The sequence below is a fragment of the Vibrio sp. JZG120 genome (genome assembly GCF_053890955.1).
Genome location: NZ_JBSRRK010000006.1, coordinates 1 through 18,122, shown reverse-complemented (window position 1 = coordinate 18,122; position 18,122 = coordinate 1). Strand labels below are relative to the sequence as shown.

Below are 18,122 nucleotides of genomic sequence, written 5' to 3'. Positions count from 1 at the left end.
TATGATCCTTTCAACCATTGAATATCAGCACCCCACCTTACCTGGTGGGGTTTTGCGTTATGTCAAAGACGGTATGGACTTGCATGCCGGAATTGAGTCTGGCGAGATGGTCTGGTTTACCGCTGGCCAGTTTGCTTTTCAGTTACCCGACAAGGCCACCAAAGGGCAAGAAGCGCTGACCGTGGCGGCTCCGAATACTGACCTCACCTTGGCAAAGTCAATTGAGACGGCAAAACGTCATGAGCCGGTGGTTCCTGTCGTGAGCATTTATCGAGAATACGATACGGATGATTTAAGCCAGCCCCGCAATAAATGTATCCGTCTCACAATGACGTCCGCAAAAATCACCACTACGACAGTCACTCTGACCAATACCTGGAAAGACTTAACCAACCGCCGATTTATGCGCCGGTTATACACAACCAAAACGCACCCAGGACTGAAATATTTATGATCGCTTACTTTCGTTCGTTGCCGTTTGGCTACTTTCCTGTCGATGGTTGTGTGCTGCTGGTTCGGGAAGCGTGGCAGCGACTTTATCAGTTGGACGACTTACCCATTTATTCCGACCGTTTTGTTACGCCAGACCAAGCAAACGATTTGATGGACGGCCATCAAGGCCAGTTAATTGAGCCTTTGGACAGGCCAGAGCATGGCTGCATGGTCGTGGCCAGTAGCAAGAGCAAATGGCATTGCGGAGTGTTCACCACTGAGCAAATGCCAGGTTATGTCATTCATACGCTGGGGCAAACCGTAAAAATCGAACCTCTAAACCAATTCCGACGCCGTTTTAATACTGTGGAGTTTTATCGACATGTCCCACATCGTTCAGTTTTATCATCCGATCCGAAAGGATAAGCGGACCGTTCACCAAGTTCCCGCTGGAACGCGACTATCAGATTGGGTTGCGGAGCACTGCCCTTGTGAGTCAATTGCGGCAACGCTCAACTTTAACGAGCTTGATGATCTGAATGTCGTCATCGTTGAGAGTGATGTCGTCAGTATTCGGCCAAAGATAGGGATGGGCGTGGACTGGGTCGTGTGGGCAGCATTAGCTATTTCAGCTGCGACCGCCATCTACACGTTTACCAACATGCCCGACATGAGTGGTAACGACTCTACTAAGCAGGCCAGTTCGGTCTATAACTACAACGCGCAGGGGAATAAGCCAAAGCTAGGCAACCCCGTTCCCGTTCGCTATGGTCGCATGCCACATTACCCTGATGTCATTGCGCCCGACTGGTGGGAGTACGTAGATAACGAGCAATACTATTATCAATCGTTCTCTCAGGGGATTGGGAAGTTTCTCTATCACAAGCATGTTATTGGTGAGACCGTTATTGATGCCGCAAACCAAGATATCGAGATCAGAACACACTTGCCCGGCGCCGTGGTGGATCACTTCCATCATATTGTCTGGACATCAAAAGAGGTGGGTGGATCAGACGGTCAGGGCGGCTTAGCGCTTGATGGTGTCACCTCTGACTGGGTCGCGGAAGTCTCCAGCAGCGAGGTGCGATTTCGTAGTTATGAAATCGAGTTGTGGTCTGAATACAGTTTTCATGTAAACAATGGCGACTACACAACGACAATGCGCCGTGATGCATGGCTATGGGAAACTGGCCAACATGTCGTCATCACCTCATCCACACAAGATAGCCTCATCTTTGAAGGGAACATTCACTTTCACGACATGGGCGATGATGGGGATGAGCTCGATCCACAACCCCTGCCAGACGAAATTGAAAACCCGTTAGGCTGGGGCTCGCTTGCAGTGGGCGACCGGATCGTTATTACTGGCGCAGGGGTGAACTCCGGTACATTTATTGTGACTGAGTTTAAATCCTCTACTCGTATTACAGTTCAAACGGATGGTGGCAGCGAAGTTACATCATTTGTTCCTATGACTAATGTGTATGTGCGAGTGTATGAGGCTATCGGTAATGATGGTACTTATGTCTGCACAGACGATAACGGCACGCTTGCGCTGGTTTCCTCCGATACGCTTATCGAGGTACCTGGCTGGGCAGGCTTTATCGATATGAACAGCACGACTGCAGAGATCTCAGTATTAGAAAGAGATCGTGAAGCAGAGTGGGTCGGTGACTTTCTGTGTGTACCGAGCGATGCCACTGCCATTGATATCGGTCTGGATTTCATCTTTCCACGTGGCCTAGGTTCATTGAGCAGTAGCGGAAGTCTCAGAGATCGAACTTGTGAGTGGGAGGTGCGCGTGCGGCCAGAAGGTTCAAACGATGCTTATCAGACTCACACATTTACATTAACCAAAGCCGATAACACGCCCCAACGTTTAACCTGGTGGTTAAAAGCTGAGATGGGGCTTACATCCGGTCGCTGGGAAGTAGGGTGTCGCCGGATCAGTAACGTAACGGCATCGACGCGAGTTTTCGACGAGGTGCAATGGATGGGGCTGAAATCGGTGATACAAACCGATTATCAGAACGATGAAGAGTCGATCATCACCTTAAAAATCAAAGCCACCAACGCGCTCAGCCAACAGGCTAACAGCCAGTACTGGAATGACTCCACACGTATTCTTCCCGTACTGCAAACAGATGGCAGCTACGCCGAGCAGGCGACCCGTTCGATTGCGGATGCGGTCATTGATGCGTGTCGGAATAACGTTTATGGCGCGGGTTTAGAAGATGACGCGATTGATATCGATACGCTCATTGCTTATCGAGATACATGGGCTTCCCGTGGTGACTACTGCGATGGATTGTTTGACCAACCGACGGCGTTTTGGGAGGCGCTTGGCAAGCTGCTGGAGACGGGGCGCTCTTATCCCCGCATCGAGCTTGGTACGGTCAGTATGTGGCGGGATGAACCAAGGGAAGCGCTGTGTAAACCGTACTCGCCCGTCAATATGACCCCAGACAGTTTCTCAGTGGACATCAGCCTACCGGAAGACGGCGATTATGACGGCGTCGAGGTAGAGTGGTTTAACCCACTATCGAGAAAATCCGAGACCTTGCTATGCACTTTGCCAGGACAAAACGGTTACAACCCTAAACCGCTTAAGCTGAACTTTGTCACCACGGAAGAACAGGCAGAACGGGAAGGGATGTTTGCCGCTGCAGTGCAAGCCTACCGCCGCACCAATGTGGATTTCTCGACTGACCTGGACGGTTGGGAGTCGAACTATGGTGATGTCGTTCCCGTGGCACATGATGCGGTGGACTGGGGCGCATCTGGCCAAGTTATCGAAACGCTCAGTGCCGGCGATGGTAATCAGTACCTGCAGCTTTCCGGCCTGCTGGAATGGGAAGAGGGAAAGCAGCATTACTTACTGTTCAACAGTGGCAACAAGGGAACGCACGGCCCGTATCGAGTAGATCCCACTGAGGCGCCCGACATTGTTATCCTGGTCGATGAACCCACAGAGAAAGTCTATGCCGTAGGCGAAAAGGGCCAAAAACCCAGCGAATACATGTTTGGCCAAGCCAACCGAATGTACAAGAAATGCATACTGCAAAAAGTAAAACAGAAGGGCGAATTCGAGGTGGGATGCGCCGCAATAGAAGACGACCCTCGCGTGGATGCCTACGCCTAACAACCCATCAAATCAATTACCCAATGCACAGCCATCGCGCTGGGCTTTTTATGAGGTTTATTCATGACCAAGAATATTGAACAGCGCACCGAAGCGGCTGTTAGCAAGTATGAAGGTGCTGCCGGTAAAGCTGAGCAGTTTGCTGAAACAGATTCGACCGTCAGCACGGCGGCTGGTCCACGTAAATCATTTCCCAAGCTCTCGCGTGAAATCGAAGGGTATGCGCTGGAATCACTTAGACTAGGTGTAGCTAACCGTCAGGGTGATTATTCTGTTGGTGTAACTTATGATAATCCAAATTGGACCTATACATATAACGGACAGCAATGGGGTCTGAGTGCTAATTTCGATCTGTCGTTGCTGCCATACGAAACAACGGAAGTAGACCCTAATGACGACGATAACTTGTCTGTTTATGGTAACGCATCTAAAGGATACGTAAACCAAGCCCAAGGCGAGGCTGTCGGCGGCAGCATTTACCCTGAGGCTGGTGTTTTAGCTAACGGAATGACCGTACCAGAAGGGACCACGCACCTTCGCGTGTTGATTAATGGCAGGCCAGCTCTTGTTGCTATGTCACCTGTTGAATCAGGCGTTGTAAGTGGACTGGGTGATGCTAGTGCAACTATCGGAGGTCGTTTAGTTTCATTCTCATCACGTACAGAGTTCCCTTCTGTAAATGATATGCTTAACAGCAGCAATACATTTGTAGGTTTTAAATATTCTACTGGCATTACAACCTGGAAGAAAATATCAGACACAAATGGTGACATCTCAGATTTTAGGGCTTTAAACGGTGTTCATGTTGAGGACTTCGGTGCAAAGGGTGGAGATCCTTCTTATGATGATTACTTCGGCATTATTGCTGCGGTAAATGCTATTCAAGCCATAGGTGGTGGGGCATTAGTATTCACGCAACCAGATTATTATGTAAATCAATACAGAATAGACGGTGGTGTCGATGCTAATGGTGTAACAAACTTCAAGTTCGAAAATATCCCTGTAAAAATTAAAGGTAACGGGACATTTCTCCACATGATAGGTGGTTGGACACGGAGACAAAATAACGGGTCCAACTCTTATGATAATTGTGTTGGGTTTGAGTTTAGACGATGTCCGTCTGTAACAACGGAAGACCTGACTATGGACGGTGGATGCGAAACTATAACCAAAGTTGCCACTGTTGAGGGGGTTAGTTACGGGATTTTGTATGCAGGATGTGAGGAAATAATAGAAAAGAACCTTATAATTCAGCACTATACAACAGACGGCATTTCATACGCTAGACACTTGGCTGAGGTCGAAGATCCTTACGACCAAGTGATCAGTAAAAACGTTACTTCAACCAACGTTACTTGCAGAGGTAATGGAAGGCAAGGTGCTTCTATAGTTGGTCTTCGAAATGGAGTATTCATCAACTGCAAATACTATAATTCAGGCACTACTGATTATGGTGGGCATGCACCACAGGCCGGTGTAGATGTTGAGCCGTCTGCATCTCCTATTGCGGCTATTACAACTGACGAATTCACAGGTAATTTGACATACCACTCTTGTTATTTCGGAGGAGGGGTCGGTTCCACCTTCATAGCATCGGGTCGAGACAGTTTATATATCCGAGGTCACATTACTCATTATGACTGTACGTATAATGCAACAGGTAGTGAGAACCCTAATTTGGTGGCAAACGTAGAGAACTTCAAGAGTTACAACCCTACTTTAATAAACTGTGAAATAGCACCTGGTTACGGAAGCGCGTTCTCTGCGAAAAATTCCTTCTACGGTGGGAAGAGCACTATTACTGAAAATGGTCCGAGAATGTACACCGCTGGAGCTTTGATAGAGTTGAACATGTTCGAAGTAGAGTATGATTTTTCCCCACCTTTACAACAATCCGGACAATACGCAATCCATTCAGGTTCAGGGAAAATTGAACGGTGTAAGACATTCATAACCAAAGAAGCATCCCCGGACCCCACTATCCGGCATTCTGCTGTTAGCTTGTCGGGAGACGGGTTAGAGTTGGAAGCGAATGAATGGGACACTGACCTGGTAGAGGCTGGATTATATTCCATACTGTCAGCAGGTAATGTGAAAGTAAAAGGCGACAAATATAAGACTCCAGCTAAGATAAGCCCGGGAACTTCCGCATATAGTCATGAACTTTACTCAAGAGGTGCTGAGTCAGCTTACGAAATTCAAGGTAATTCTGGATATAAGATATTCTTCGGAAATCCTGTTAATGGCGCATCTTACACTCGGGGTGATACAGCTGTTATATCTGCATCTGCGGGTGGGTACGGTTTTAATAAATGCACAACTACTGGAGTGCAGGGTGTTGATGCAGTGTTTAAATTATGTGGTGCAATAGAGGTATAGTAGGAGGTTACAATGGCGATTATTAAAGACGGTTTATATTATAGAGTGATATATATAAATGAGTGTCTATCCGGTGAAATAGAGTTTATGGTTCGTGGTTTTGACAGCGAGGAGACTTTTGCTGGTGCTAAAGCATCTCCGCAAGATGGGGTTAATTACATAAGGTATGAAAATACGTTTTTGTTCCCGTTATCTTTATATGATCAAGACCAGCCGTTAAGGAAGCAAGTTTACCAGTGGCTTGATGAGAATGTGATCTCAGGTGGTGTTGTGTCCAATAAAGATACAGTCGCTTAATCTCAGTAATTTCATTAACCGTCTTCAAATTCAACATCCGAACGAACCATATCCACAGCATTGCGCGGTGGATTTTTATGAATAGGAAATGATATGAAGCGAATTTGGTCGCTGTTTATGCGCGTTCTGTTGGCGCTGAACATGTTTGTGCTGCACTTGCTTACTGGTCGACCTGATCTCACGATCAGCGGCTGGAGCTACATTCGTGCGCAGCAAGGCAAGCGCTCGCCCATCAAGTTTATTGATTGGCTGTTCTTAAAGCTTAGCAAGCAGGAGGACCATTGCAGAAAGGCGTTTGAATGGGAACTCAGCGAAGCGCGCAAGTTTTACTATGACCACCGACCCTATCTATAGCCCTGTATGGGCCGCTATGTGTCCATGGACCCAAAGCGATTAGGTAGCAACAATACGAACAAAGAAGGGCCACTGCATTGCGCGGTGGCCCTTTTTATGGAAGGAAATAATATTAAGAGAATTTGGTCCCTTCAAAACGCTCGCAAATGAAAAGCGTTAGGTATTATGTTTAGTACCCCATTACGTATCTTGTATGTTTACTACCCTTGAAAATCCTTTTGATAACAAGGGCTGTGAATACTGATAATAGTAAAACCAAAGTCACACTAAAGAAATATAGAGCTAGATTATTACTTTCAAGAATCGGATCTATACCTAAAAGTGAATAAATATTCCACAAAATTACACGTAGCCAAGGGTGAATGAAAAATATAGCAAAACTTGTATTTGATATAATGTCTAAGGTTTTTGATTCAAAATTGTATTTTTCTAACAAAATATAAACCAAGAAAATTAAAAACATTTTTTGTATATACTGTAAATCTACGCCCGCATATTCGAAAAATGGTTTTTGGTAATTTCCTTGGTGCCCGGAAATGTAATCTAAAAGTGAAAGAGAAACAACACAAAAGATCAATATACCTATTTTATTGTTTAAGTATTTCTTGACTTCAGATGAATAAATTGAAAATAAAATACCAACTAAATAGACAGGAGTATAATAAATAAGAGAATGTATAGGGTTTATAGAATTAACCGGTCTATGTATGAAAATTGCCAATAAAGATAAGATAATAACTATTGACACTTGATGCTTTAATCTTAACTTGATGAACTTAATATGCAATGGAGCGGTTGCGAATAATAATAGTACAAATGGAATATACCAATAAGCTGTTAGAGAACCACCTGTGATATAATACTTAAATGCCGTTAGTATGTTTGAATCATCTGGCTTGAATAGTATTCCGTTTATATACATATTACTTGTTGTTTCATCAATAGGCATAAAGTAACCTTTTGAAGATATATAATACAGACCTATAATTAGACTGGACAATAAAAAATAAGGTATACCTACATTTTTTATTTTAGTAGATATGAACTTTTTATATTCATACCTACTAAAAAAAACATAGTGAAACATAAACCCAGATATAAAAACAAAAAGAGCAGTGCCACCAGTAATCACGTTACGAATTACAGATGAAACAACATCCCCACTAGAAAAGCCTGTGTGATACATATGGCCAGCCACAATAGCTATTATGGCTAATCCTCTAAAATTGCTTATTGATTTCAAAAACATTTTTTTACATTCATTCTTATACAAAACTATGTAGTGTAAACTGATGCGTATGGGCATGACAATGAGAAAATTCAAACAATATGCTTTGGCTTAGAAAAGGTTAGGTTAAATAAGTTAGGTGTCACCATACTTTTGGTGCTTCATTCGCTGGTGGCATTAAGATGTTCGAGACTAGGTATGAGGTGGCTTATAGTCGCGAGAAATGGGGCAAATTTGGGGCAATACTGGGGCGCATTAAGCGTGGAATTTTGAATATTTAGGATTTCTTTTGATCATATAAGAATTGAGAAGAAGCATTTCTACATAGTGAAAGTTTTCTTAATATATTGATTTTTAATGATTTGTTTTAAAATTACCAATTGAGATTTACTTTTGTGGTTGACTCGATGAATTGCAGTGTAGATTTGCGTGGTTTTTACATCGGTGTGACCAAGCTGCTCTTGTACTGTTCTAATGTCAGCACCAGACTCCAATAAATGTGTGGCAAAGCTGTGCCTGAGTGTATGGCATGTTACTGTTTTCTCAATACACGCATCCGTTGCAGCGCGCTTTACCGCTCTTTGTATTGCACTTTCATTGATATGATGTCTTCTGAGCTCTCCGGTGTCCCGATCTGTACTTAACTTTGTTGATGGGAATAAAAAGTGCCAGTTAAAATCTAGCTCCGCTTTTGGGTATTTACGTCGTAAACCCTCAGAGATGTATACCCCCGCATAACCAGGCATGTGTCTATCTTTAAAATAGTAATCTCTTGCTAAATTAACCTGAGCTTTAAGCGGCTCATGTAGCTCTTTTGCTAACGTTACGGTACGATTTTTACCTCCTTTTCCTTGCCAAACACGAACTGCGCCATAATCATAATCGATGTCCTGAACTCTTAAGCGCAAACACTCCATGACTCGAAGCCCTGAGCCATAAAGCAACTGAATATGGAGTTTATACCTCGGGTCGATATGTTGAACGAATCGTCGGATCTCCTCCCTAGTTAACACAACGGGAAGTTTCTTTTCGGTCAGAGATTTCTGAAATCTCATATCAAGTGATAGTGGAGTTTTGAAATAATCACGATATAAAAATGATATTGAGTTCAGTGCCAAAGCTTGCGTTTTTACCGCAACTTTTTCTTTTACCGCTAAGTAACTCAGGAACTGAACGACATCATCTTCTGCTAGTGTCGAAGGGTGGGCAAGCTGGTGGAAAGTGATAAAGCGTTTTATCCAAAATAGATAACTTTCGATGGTTTTATTCGCATAATGACGAGTAAGCATGTGCTCTTTTACACTAAGTAAAAACTGACTTTTCATGATAAAGTTGACCTGTTTATTTATACAGTATCTTTAGTCTATCACCTCTTTTGTAATTAGCGTGTATTGCGCCGTCTAATTGCGCGCGCGACCACACATATTCATACTGTTTTTCTATTTGTTTCATGCATATAGGTGCTACGATTTATAGCGCTTTTGATCAGAAAAAGGGGGTTAGCTTGCCAGAAAGGAGGCAAATTGCCGTATAGAAAGCGTTAGGCAACTAGGGGATAATAATGAGTTCATTGTATAAGTTTGCCTGCTTTGATTGTTTAGTTTCGTTCAACCGCCCAGCACTCATAAAGGGTAACAATTACACTGCTTGGTTAGCTGAAAGTGAGCTGAAGCATGTATGCCCAAATTGCGGAAAAACACTCGCATTTATGGGGCGGAACTTTCGTAGTCCCAAAAGGGCTGCGGTGAGTAAATGGCTAGCTAGCAAGCTACTCTGGGAAGCAGGTTTTAGGTATGTAGGAAGTGGTAGCCATGAGTCAGAAGCTCTACCAGAAACACCATCGACTGCAAAAGAGTTTATCCGATTGACTAAGCATCACGTACAGAAAGTGAGTACGGTGCAAAAGTGGGGTTAATTGCCTAACAAAGCATTTAAGACAGATTCCCAACGCTTGGCATTTTCGGTTTGCTTCGGCTTAAGTGTCTACGGCACAAGGCTTTAAGTATGGTGGCCAGCGTTGCTCACCACTTAATGCGGCGTTATGAGCGTCCAAGAATTAGAAGGAAAATATGGCAGTTTTAGAAATCCTAACTGCACCTGAACCAAGGCTTAAGGTCAAAGCGGAAAAGGTGCGAGATATTACGACGGTACAAACATTAATAGACGATATGTTGGAAACGCTATATGCGACTGACAATGGTATCGGTTTGGCGTCGACTCAAGTTGGTCGTAAAGAGGCAGTTGTTATTATCGACCTTTCAGAAAGTCGAGATGAACCGCTAATTTTAGTTAACCCAGAAGTGATTAGTGGCTCGGATAAAGCATTGGGTCAAGAGGGTTGTTTATCAGTTCCTGATTACTATGCAGACATAGAGCGTTTTACTTCAGTTGTTGTATCTGCTTTAGATCGCGAAGGTAAGCCAATTACCATCGAAAGTGATGAGTTTCTGGCTATCGTAATGCAGCACGAAATAGATCATTTGTCGGGTAATCTGTTTATTGACTATCTTTCGCCACTTAAGCGTCAAATGGCTATGAAAAAGGTTAAAAAGTACGTTAAAGCGCACTCTTAACCCCGCTCATAACAAACTGTTTAAGAGTGATTCGCAACGCGTGGCATTTTTACTATGCGTTGGTTTTAGTGTTTAAGGTGGTATGCGGCAACTTCGGTATTGCGTTACTCACACCTTAACAGGGCGTTAGCTTAAATCATTAACAAGGATGTGTAATGAGAAATAGAAAATGGATATTTGCAGCTATTTTGCTCATTGGTGGACCTTCACTATTGCCATTTAGTTTGGAAGTGATATCCCTAATTGAGTTACTAGGCTTTTTTGGGTTATGGACAATTTATTCATCCTACGCTGAATACTTGGTGAATCATCCTAGATTCAAAAGAGGTCTGCGTTTAGCTACTAGTTGGGATTTTCAGCCGCAAATGCTGTTCTCTCCTAGTGATCTTAAGGCATGTCCCCAGTTAGTTTTTCATATGCTTCCAGTTCAGAGTGTAATGGTCTGGACTTTGAATATTCTGTTTTGGGGTGGTATGGCTTGGTGCTACATAATTTAAGCTAACAAATTGTTCAAGAGGGATTCGCAACGCGTGGCATTTTTACTATGCGTTGGTTTTAGTGATTAAGGTGGCATGCGGCGGCATCGGTATTGCGTTGCTCACCCCTTAACAAGGCGTTATGAGCTAAAGGGTAATTAGGAGATAGTTCTGTTGATCAGTGTGGCTGTTTTTTGTGTCATTGTGGGTTTCTACTTTTGGTATGGAGAAAGTGATACGTCGGTAAAGGAAGCGTGTATTGCAATGCTTGCCTATATTGCGTATACGATTTTGTATTTGTTTGTTCCGCCTTTCCCTTCGGGTACGTCATCACAAATGGGGCAATTATACGGTTTTGTTCCACTGTTATCTTTTGGGGCCATTTTATTTCCGCATTTCAATACACAATCACCGGAAACAGTAACACGAACAATCGGTTGGATTGGTCTTGTCACAGTTGCACTTATCCTCGTTTGTTTCAAACTTTTTGTCTGGTAAGTGGGCAACGTAAGTACGCTCATAACAAACTGTTCAAGAGGGATTCAGCACGCGTGGCATTATTGGTATGCGTTGATTTTAGTGGTTAAGGCGGCATGCGGCGGCATAGGTATTGCGTGCTTCACCCCTTAACAGGGCGTTAGTCGCCAGAAAAAGCTAGCAGTCAAAATCATGTTTCTAAGCTCAAAACTTGGCTACTGGTTGTTTGATTCATAGTTCCATCTTCGACGGTCAAAGCTCAGTTTCATCGGTTCTAAATCAATGCATTACTATTTTCCAAGCGGTTGTTTCGTTCTTTGGTGGTGATAGAGCGGGGTAATCGAAAATCTGTTTTTGGTTGCAAATCTGCTCGGTGAGTTTGTTGGTTTAAAAGCTTATTTACTTGCTGAAAGGACGTTTTCTCTGGTGTGGTAAGTTCCACGTGGTTTCAGTGACTTTGTTGAAAGTCCGCACTGTGAGATTGGTTTTCCAAAAGCGCTTTTTTGGTGTTGTCAGTCCGTTTTCTGCGGCGTTGGCTGTTCCAAGTGGTTTCATTGAGTAGCCGCTTTGAGACTACGCCTGACTTAAGTGCATCAAAACACATAAAGCTTGTTGTTCGCAAAGTTTAGTTTGGCTTAAAATTGTCGCTCGGTGCCTCGCGACTAACAAACTGCTCAAGAGGGATTCGCAACGCGTGGCATTTTTACTATGCGTTGAATTTAGTGATTAAGGTGGTTTGCGGCGGCTTTGGTATTGCGTTGCTCACCCCTTAGCAGGGCGTTAGAGCATTTTAGAGTTCGGAGATATTAATTGAGTAAATATTGTATTTTTTGTGGGAATAAGCCTCAAGAAAAGTCTCGGGAGCATATTATTCCTCAATGGCTAATTGAGCTGACAGGTGATCCAAAACGAGAAGCATTTTTTGGCTACCATAAACCGGGTACCAAGGGTGAAGGGGTAAGAAAGTATCCATTTAAGCACTTTACATTTCCTGCTTGTGTTACTTGTAATACTAACTATGGTCGGTTGGAAAGTGAAGTAAAGCCTGTTGTGGAGAAAATTCTCGACGAAGCAACGCTATCAAGTGAAGATATGTCAATGTTTTTAGAGTGGATCGATAAAGTAAGAATTGGTCTTTGGTTAGGCATGCAGCAGTTAGACAAAAATTACTTGGATGTTGATGTCAACTTTCATATTGATAAGCGTATAGGTCAATACGATCGATTGCTTATTATTCAAAAAACAGATCGTATTAGCCCTCGTATTAACTTTGGAGCTACCGACACACCAGCTTTTAGTTATACGCCAAGTGTTTTTGCTTTTTCTATCAATAATTATAATTTTATCAGTGTTTCATCTGCATTTTTATTTTCAAGGCGTATAGGTTTTCCATATCTGAAGGAAATGATTTTATCTCCTGATAGTGATGAGTTTAGCGGTGAGTTAGTCAATGGAATTAAAAGAGTAATGAAGCCTTTGATTAGGCGTGCAATACCAAACAATGGTGTCATCGTTTATCAACCTCAATTTCGTAATGGAATGCTCCGTACAGAGGATGAATTATCAGAATATGATTGTGACTATGTTCGAACCCATGCATTGGACTATCAAAAAGGTGATGGAAATATATTTTGTGAAAAGAATGGTGTGCTTAACGAATATGGTAGTAACGATGAAATCAACGACTTGAAGGGGTTGCCTGTCAATGATGATTACCAACTGTCTATAAAAAGCATTATTGAAGCGCATAAATGGCAAAATTGGCTACACACCCAGTTGCCTGATATGAAGCTACTAACTTTGGAGCAGAAGAAATTTGTAAAGAGTAGGTTTTCATTGGCTACAAGGGTAAATAATCTCTGGATTAATAAACTTGAAGAAATGCTCTAACAAACTGTTTAAGAGTGATTCGCAACGCGTGGCATTTTTGCTATGCGTTGCGTTTTGTGTTTAAGGTGATATGCGGGAGCTTCGGTATTGCGTTGCTCACACCTTAACAGGGCGTTATGTTTATTTGAGCCATCCTCGGCATCTTTGTGGTATGCTATGCTTTTTGTTGCTTAACTATACTTAATGAAATCTGTTATCGACTATCTCGCTAATGCTAGCAGGCACATGCAGAATGTTTACCTTTTAGTGTTTATTGCAATCGCATTTATTCTCCGAATTACCTTACATATATACACAGACGAAAGTGAAACAACTTTAGCAGCTTATGCTGCCGGGAATTTACTACCTGAATTTACAGGGATGCTACTAGAGTTAGTACTGATACTAGTAGTTGTTGAAGCTATTCAATCGGCTGAAACAAAACGTAGAAAAAATGCAGAATTAGCAAAAAACCATCGTAAGCAGGTTATGCTCGAGCGTAGACTTAGAGCGCAGCTTCGTTTTTTACTTAGACGTATATTCGAAGATACTGAGCTAGTCGATGGAAGCAGCATTTCTACATTTCTGTTCCATGCATCAGAGCATCAAGCAAACCAGCATATGCTAAATGTTATGAAACAGACACTGGCAGAAGAAGAGCAAAGTGAAGCATTTATGGAGAACCTGCGCAATTCGTGCCAGTTAGAGCTATCCTTGGTATTAGCTCTAACCCCTGTATGCTCAGGTTTAAGCGATAGGCACGTTAAGGCTTGGATGTCTATTGCACATTACCTTCAGCAAATACACACGCAAAACAACATAGCGCATAGTGCGGAGAAATTGCTTTCTTGGATCGCATTTTTTGACAAACAAACTGTAAGCCAGAACCTTTTAGAATAAACATAACAAAGCATTTAAGAGTGATTCGCAACGCTTGGCAGTTTCGCTTCGCTCAAGTATAGCCAAGCGCCGCTCACACCTTAATGCGGCGTTAGGCATCAAGGAGGGTGCTGTCATGGAAGAATCAATAAAATTTGGTAAGTTAGCGGAAGCTCATTTTGAAAATGGACTTTTGTGTGCTGAAAGTGTCGTTTCTGCTATCGCTGAATATCACGGGGTGGATGATCGCTTAGCCTCGAAAATGGCGACTGGATTTTGTAGTGGCATGGCTAGAACCTGTGGACCATGTGGTGCTTTATCAGGGGCTGTTATGGGCATTAGCTTAGTTCTAGGTCGTGAATCCCAAAGTGATACTGTCGCGACTACGTACGAAGCAACGCAGGAGTTAGTCGAGAAGTTTCAAAATGAATTTGGGGCTAAAGACTGTCATGAGCTTTTGGGTTGTGACATTGGTACAGAAGAGGGTATGGCTCACTTTCGCTCTCATAATCTTCGGTCTAATTGTAGTAACTACACTCGAAAAGCCGCTGAAATAGCAGTACAAATCTTGAGCAAAGATGCCTAACAAACTGTTTAAGAGTGATTCGCAACGCGTGGCATTTTTACTATGCGTTGCTTTTAGTGTTTAAGGTGGTATGCGGCGGCATCGGTATTGCGTTGCTCACACCTTAACAGGGCGTTAGTTTGCAAGAGGAAAAACGCAGCTATATCGCAAGGTCTAGTGGTAAAAGCTCAAAGTCTAAATTGTCGTATCGGCGTTCAATTTCAGTGTTAATTAGTGTGGTAAAAATCCAAAATTGGCATCGTTTCAACGGTTGATTCGTTCTTTGGTGCGGCGACTTTTGGGTTAATTGAGTTGAACTCTTTTGCTGAAACGCTGCTCTTTGAGTTTGTTGGTACAAAAGCCGATTTACTCGCTGAAATGACGTTTTCTCTGGTGTGGTAAGTTCCACGTGGTTTCAGTGACTTTGTTGAAAGTCCGCATTGCGAGATTGGTTTTCCAAAAGCACTTTTTGGTGTTGTGAGTTCGTTTTCCGCGGCGCTGTTTGTTCCACGTGGTTTCATTGAGTAGCCGCTTTGAGACTACGCCTGACTTAAGTGCATCAAAATACATAAAGTTTATTGTTTGCAAAGTTTAAAATAACGTAAAATCAACGCTTTGGGTTTGCAAACTAACAAACTGCTCAAGAGGGATTCGCAACGCGTGGCATTTTCACTATGCGTTGAATTTAGTGATTAAGGTGGTTTGCGGCGGCATCGGTATTGCGTTGCTCACCCCTTAGCAGGGCGTTATGTGTAAGCCGAGGATTATAGCCATCAGGCATGTTGCTCTATGCGTGTATTGTTGCTGAGTGTATAATTGCATTTTCTCACTTATTAGACTAAGGCTATGTCGCAATCTTTCCTTGAATTCCACTTCGAGTACAACCCAAACCGAAAAAATGTCGGAGAAGTCTTTTTCGCATTAGGTAACTATGTATCAGCTTATGAAAGCTTTGGAAAGGCGATCGCAGATGCAATCGGAAATGACCTTGATTTCTGTATAGAAATTAATGACATTCAAAGTGGTTCCATAAAGTTGAAGCTTCTAAAACTATTCGACGAATTAACAAGCCCTAATGAGCTAATTAAAGACCTTACTGGAGAGATTGGCTCCTTGGAATCACTGTCGGAAATTACTCAAAGGCAAAATCAAAAGCTGAGTCGTAAGGTGAATTCAAGTGGTCGATACAAGGAGAGGGTAGAGCCTTCTCTGAATGACTTAGATGTTGCTTTAGCAATGGAAAAGTGGTCTGACGCAAATAGAATGGTCGAGCCTGATGAGAAACTTACTATTACTGATGGGATCGACTCTGAACAACCGAGTAACGTAATTAATATTGATACTGGCTTTAGACTAAGTAAGCGCCCTAGAGATATGTTCTCTAATTTTATAGACAAACATGATGACAAAGAAATCGTCGATGTTATTAGGCCATGCTTCCGTGGTGACTTAAACTGGCGCTTCCAAAATACTCAAACAAAGCTTACTTACAATGCTCCAATCAAAGACTCTTTGTGGCTTGAAGAATATCAAAACGGTCAAAAGAAAGTGGATGTTAAAGATAGCTTGCTTGTTCACTCAGCTTATGAGCTTTGGCGCGTTAAGGGGAAACCGACGATAAAAAATGCGCAAATAAAAAAAGTTATAGATATTATCGAATGTAATGGGACACAGTGTGAGTTCTTTGGAAGAGATTAGATATGCTGCTATCTCTTATACATTTGTCATAATCCCTTTTTTAGCGTTAGTTCTAGTTAAAGGTTTTACTGGCCAATGGGGAGACTTACTAACAACGAGCGATTGGGCTATTGCTAGTGCAATGATTTACTCTAGCTCCATAATTACAGTTAGGAGCGCTGCGAAAGAGCATCGTGCAGAAGTCAATGATATTAGTCTTGATTGGTTTATGAGCAAAACACTTATTATGGCTGTAATAAGTGTAATTCTGTACGTGTTAGTCTTATTAGTGCCCTCAACGCCATTGGGAATCACCCAAATACTACTCTTCGTATATTCATCGCTGTCACACTTTCGAATAGCAAGGGCGGTGTATCGTTTAAAAAACACATAACAAAGCATTTAAGAGTGATTCGCAACGCTTGGCAGTTTCGCTTCGCTCAAGTATAGCCAAGCGTCGCTCACACCTTAATGCGGCGTTATGTTTACTTGAAATTCAAAGGCTTAAAGTTATTAGGCTCTTGTTCTTTATCCCTCTGGCAGTTCTTCCCTAGTAGACTCAGCAAATCCGCATTGTCGGTCTAAGTTCTTGAATCTCTCAGCCCGTAAAACATGCCAATGTTCGCGGGTTGCTTCATTGTCAGGTCGTGGCGGTTGACTGTTTGTTTAACTGGCTTAAAGTCGCTGATAGGTTCTTTGCCAAGCAGCATTTCGGCTTGGCAGTTGCCTCGGCAATTCAGCATTGTTTTGCGCTTTGGTTGGAAAGATAGGGCGCTTGTTGTTTCTTGCTCGGGTTGCCTCATTGGGCAGGGAAGTGGAATTACTGGTTTTAGGTTAATCGCCTTTGGTGGCCAAGTTGGTTCTTGCCTTGTGGTTTAGCTCAGAAAACTGGTCAGAAATAGCAGTTCTTTCTCAAGTAAATCATGTGTTTGTGGTAAAACATAACAAACAATTCAACAGTGATTCGCAACGCTTGGCGCTCTCACTTCGGGTTGGGTTTAGTGTTTACGGCGCAGTGTTCAAGTTCAGTGTATGCGCTGCTCACACGTTAATTGGGCGTTATGTAGCCGCGAGAGGACGGTAAGTTAAAAGGATTTATATATGTTAATTATTCGCCAAGCTCGCATTGAAGATATCGGCGTTATCAAGAAACTACAGTTTCAGCTTAATGAGTATCATCAAGCAAATTTACCTGATGACTTTTTATCACCGGAAGAAATTGAGCAAAAAATAGACCTACACAAGATAATCGAAAGTGAAAGCTCGATTTTCCTGGTAGCCGAGAGCAATGGGCAGTTAGTAGGTTTTATTTTTGGTGAGCTATGGGTTCGTAAGTCTTGGACGCTAAAACAGCGAAAGATCGCAAGCGTTGAACAGATTGTTGTGGATTCGTGCTTTAGGAATCAGGGTGTTGGACTTACGCTAATAGAGGCATTTGAGGAAAGGGCTATTTCTAACGGCGGAGAAGAGCTGTGGTTAGAAGTATATTCTTTCAATGAATCTGCTTTAGGTTTGTATCGTAAAGCCGGTATTACACCCAAAATCCAAATTGGACAGAAAACGCTAACCTGAAAGTCGGCTACATAACAAATTGTTCAAGAGTGATTCGGCACGCGTGGCATTTTTACTATGCGTTGGTTTTAGTGGTTAAGGTGGTATGCGGAAGCTTCGGTATTGCGCGCCTCACACCTTAACAAGGCGTTATAAAGCTCGAAGAAAAAGGACATTTCGTGGAAATTCGAACAGGTAAACTTGAAGATGTTGCTGGTATTAC

Annotated in this window: 17 protein-coding genes; 14 read left to right on the top strand and 3 right to left on the bottom strand. The window is 42.7% G+C overall.

Annotated features, from left to right (window positions below; translation table 11 throughout):
• Window position 1: 1 nt before the first annotated feature.
• The 6 genes from ACWPOD_RS14140 (at window position 2) to ACWPOD_RS14115 (ending at window position 6,604) form a co-directional block, all read left to right on the top strand.
• A complete protein-coding gene (locus ACWPOD_RS14140) occupies window positions 2-454 on the top strand; it encodes a DUF1833 family protein (protein ID WP_456231967.1) in 453 nt (150 codons plus the stop codon).
• Window positions 451-858 carry a hypothetical protein gene (locus ACWPOD_RS14135; protein WP_456231966.1) on the top strand — a complete coding sequence of 136 codons (408 nt, stop codon included), beginning with the start codon at window positions 451-453 and terminating at the stop codon, window positions 856-858. Before ACWPOD_RS14140 ends, ACWPOD_RS14135 begins: the two co-directional genes overlap by 4 nt.
• A complete protein-coding gene (locus ACWPOD_RS14130) occupies window positions 815-3,574 on the top strand; it encodes a host specificity factor TipJ family phage tail protein (RefSeq protein ID WP_456231965.1) in 2,760 nt (919 codons plus the stop codon). The genes ACWPOD_RS14135 and ACWPOD_RS14130 overlap by 44 nt, the downstream gene beginning before the upstream one ends.
• 63 nt (window positions 3,575-3,637) lie before the next feature.
• Complete coding sequence (locus ACWPOD_RS14125; RefSeq protein WP_456231964.1) at window positions 3,638-5,953, top strand: hypothetical protein; 2,316 nt, start codon at window positions 3,638-3,640, stop codon at window positions 5,951-5,953.
• A 12-nt stretch (window positions 5,954-5,965) separates the two neighbouring features.
• A complete protein-coding gene (locus ACWPOD_RS14120; protein WP_456231963.1) occupies window positions 5,966-6,250 on the top strand; it encodes a hypothetical protein in 285 nt (94 codons plus the stop codon).
• A gap of 93 nt (window positions 6,251-6,343) precedes the next feature.
• On the top strand, window positions 6,344-6,604 hold the full coding sequence (locus ACWPOD_RS14115; protein WP_456231962.1) for a hypothetical protein: 261 nt from the start codon (window positions 6,344-6,346) through the stop codon (window positions 6,602-6,604).
• 169 nt (window positions 6,605-6,773) lie between these two features.
• Here ACWPOD_RS14115 and ACWPOD_RS14110 read toward each other — a convergent pair whose 3' ends face one another.
• Together ACWPOD_RS14110 and ACWPOD_RS14105 are read right to left on the bottom strand one after the other, a co-directional pair.
• A complete protein-coding gene (locus ACWPOD_RS14110; protein WP_456231961.1) occupies window positions 6,774-7,853 on the bottom strand; it encodes an acyltransferase family protein in 1,080 nt (359 codons plus the stop codon).
• A 299-nt stretch (window positions 7,854-8,152) separates the two neighbouring features.
• Entirely contained in the window at window positions 8,153-9,157 is a 1,005-nt protein-coding gene (locus ACWPOD_RS14105; protein WP_456231960.1) for an integron integrase, read from the bottom strand.
• Between the two features lie 419 nt (window positions 9,158-9,576).
• Here ACWPOD_RS14105 and ACWPOD_RS14100 point away from each other — a divergent pair, with 419 nt between their 5' ends.
• The 6 genes from ACWPOD_RS14100 (at window position 9,577) to ACWPOD_RS14075 (ending at window position 14,692) form a co-directional block, all read left to right on the top strand.
• A complete protein-coding gene (locus ACWPOD_RS14100) occupies window positions 9,577-9,747 on the top strand; it encodes a hypothetical protein (RefSeq protein WP_456231959.1) in 171 nt (56 codons plus the stop codon).
• A 154-nt stretch (window positions 9,748-9,901) separates the two neighbouring features.
• On the top strand, window positions 9,902-10,405 hold the full coding sequence (gene def, locus ACWPOD_RS14095; RefSeq protein WP_456231958.1) for a peptide deformylase: 504 nt from the start codon (window positions 9,902-9,904) through the stop codon (window positions 10,403-10,405).
• Between the two features lie 155 nt (window positions 10,406-10,560).
• Entirely contained in the window at window positions 10,561-10,902 is a 342-nt protein-coding gene (locus ACWPOD_RS14090; protein WP_075111332.1) for a hypothetical protein, read from the top strand.
• A gap of 1,266 nt (window positions 10,903-12,168) precedes the next feature.
• Window positions 12,169-13,248, top strand: a complete 1,080-nt coding sequence (locus tag ACWPOD_RS14085) for a hypothetical protein (protein WP_456231957.1) — start codon at window positions 12,169-12,171, stop codon at window positions 13,246-13,248.
• Window positions 13,249-13,431: 183 nt separating this feature from the next.
• On the top strand, window positions 13,432-14,127 hold the full coding sequence (locus tag ACWPOD_RS14080; protein ID WP_086468403.1) for a hypothetical protein: 696 nt from the start codon (window positions 13,432-13,434) through the stop codon (window positions 14,125-14,127).
• A 115-nt stretch (window positions 14,128-14,242) separates the two neighbouring features.
• A complete protein-coding gene (locus tag ACWPOD_RS14075) occupies window positions 14,243-14,692 on the top strand; it encodes a C-GCAxxG-C-C family protein (protein ID WP_456231956.1) in 450 nt (149 codons plus the stop codon).
• A gap of 206 nt (window positions 14,693-14,898) precedes the next feature.
• Here ACWPOD_RS14075 and ACWPOD_RS14070 read toward each other — a convergent pair whose 3' ends face one another.
• Window positions 14,899-15,192, bottom strand: a complete 294-nt coding sequence (locus tag ACWPOD_RS14070; RefSeq protein ID WP_343361573.1) for a hypothetical protein — start codon at window positions 15,190-15,192, stop codon at window positions 14,899-14,901.
• Between the two features lie 325 nt (window positions 15,193-15,517).
• Between ACWPOD_RS14070 and ACWPOD_RS14065 the strand changes: the two genes are divergently transcribed.
• Both ACWPOD_RS14065 and ACWPOD_RS14060 read left to right on the top strand, forming a co-directional pair.
• Complete coding sequence (locus tag ACWPOD_RS14065; RefSeq protein ID WP_069520274.1) at window positions 15,518-16,369, top strand: hypothetical protein; 852 nt, start codon at window positions 15,518-15,520, stop codon at window positions 16,367-16,369.
• Between the two features lie 1,080 nt (window positions 16,370-17,449).
• The gene (locus tag ACWPOD_RS14060) at window positions 17,450-17,920 is read left to right on the top strand and encodes a GNAT family N-acetyltransferase (protein ID WP_213917327.1); all 471 of its coding nucleotides are present in this window, start codon (window positions 17,450-17,452) and stop codon (window positions 17,918-17,920) included.
• The last annotated feature ends 202 nt before the right edge of the window (window positions 17,921-18,122 follow it).

Coding starts and splice junctions, on each gene's coding strand:
- ACWPOD_RS14140 (WP_456231967.1), top strand. CDS start 2: ATGATCCTTTCAACCATTGAATATCAGCACCCCACCTTACCTGGTGGG.
- ACWPOD_RS14135 (WP_456231966.1), top strand. CDS start 451: ATGATCGCTTACTTTCGTTCGTTGCCGTTTGGCTACTTTCCTGTCGAT.
- ACWPOD_RS14130 (WP_456231965.1), top strand. CDS start 815: ATGTCCCACATCGTTCAGTTTTATCATCCGATCCGAAAGGATAAGCGG.
- ACWPOD_RS14125 (WP_456231964.1), top strand. CDS start 3,638: ATGACCAAGAATATTGAACAGCGCACCGAAGCGGCTGTTAGCAAGTAT.
- ACWPOD_RS14120 (WP_456231963.1), top strand. CDS start 5,966: ATGGCGATTATTAAAGACGGTTTATATTATAGAGTGATATATATAAAT.
- ACWPOD_RS14115 (WP_456231962.1), top strand. CDS start 6,344: ATGAAGCGAATTTGGTCGCTGTTTATGCGCGTTCTGTTGGCGCTGAAC.
- ACWPOD_RS14110 (WP_456231961.1), bottom strand. CDS start 7,853: ATGTTTTTGAAATCAATAAGCAATTTTAGAGGATTAGCCATAATAGCT.
- ACWPOD_RS14105 (WP_456231960.1), bottom strand. CDS start 9,157: ATGAAAAGTCAGTTTTTACTTAGTGTAAAAGAGCACATGCTTACTCGT.
- def (WP_456231958.1), top strand. CDS start 9,902: ATGGCAGTTTTAGAAATCCTAACTGCACCTGAACCAAGGCTTAAGGTC.
- ACWPOD_RS14090 (WP_075111332.1), top strand. CDS start 10,561: ATGAGAAATAGAAAATGGATATTTGCAGCTATTTTGCTCATTGGTGGA.
- ACWPOD_RS14080 (WP_086468403.1), top strand. CDS start 13,432: ATGAAATCTGTTATCGACTATCTCGCTAATGCTAGCAGGCACATGCAG.
- ACWPOD_RS14075 (WP_456231956.1), top strand. CDS start 14,243: ATGGAAGAATCAATAAAATTTGGTAAGTTAGCGGAAGCTCATTTTGAA.
- ACWPOD_RS14070 (WP_343361573.1), bottom strand. CDS start 15,192: ATGAAACCACGTGGAACAAACAGCGCCGCGGAAAACGAACTCACAACA.
- ACWPOD_RS14065 (WP_069520274.1), top strand. CDS start 15,518: ATGTCGCAATCTTTCCTTGAATTCCACTTCGAGTACAACCCAAACCGA.
- ACWPOD_RS14060 (WP_213917327.1), top strand. CDS start 17,450: ATGTTAATTATTCGCCAAGCTCGCATTGAAGATATCGGCGTTATCAAG.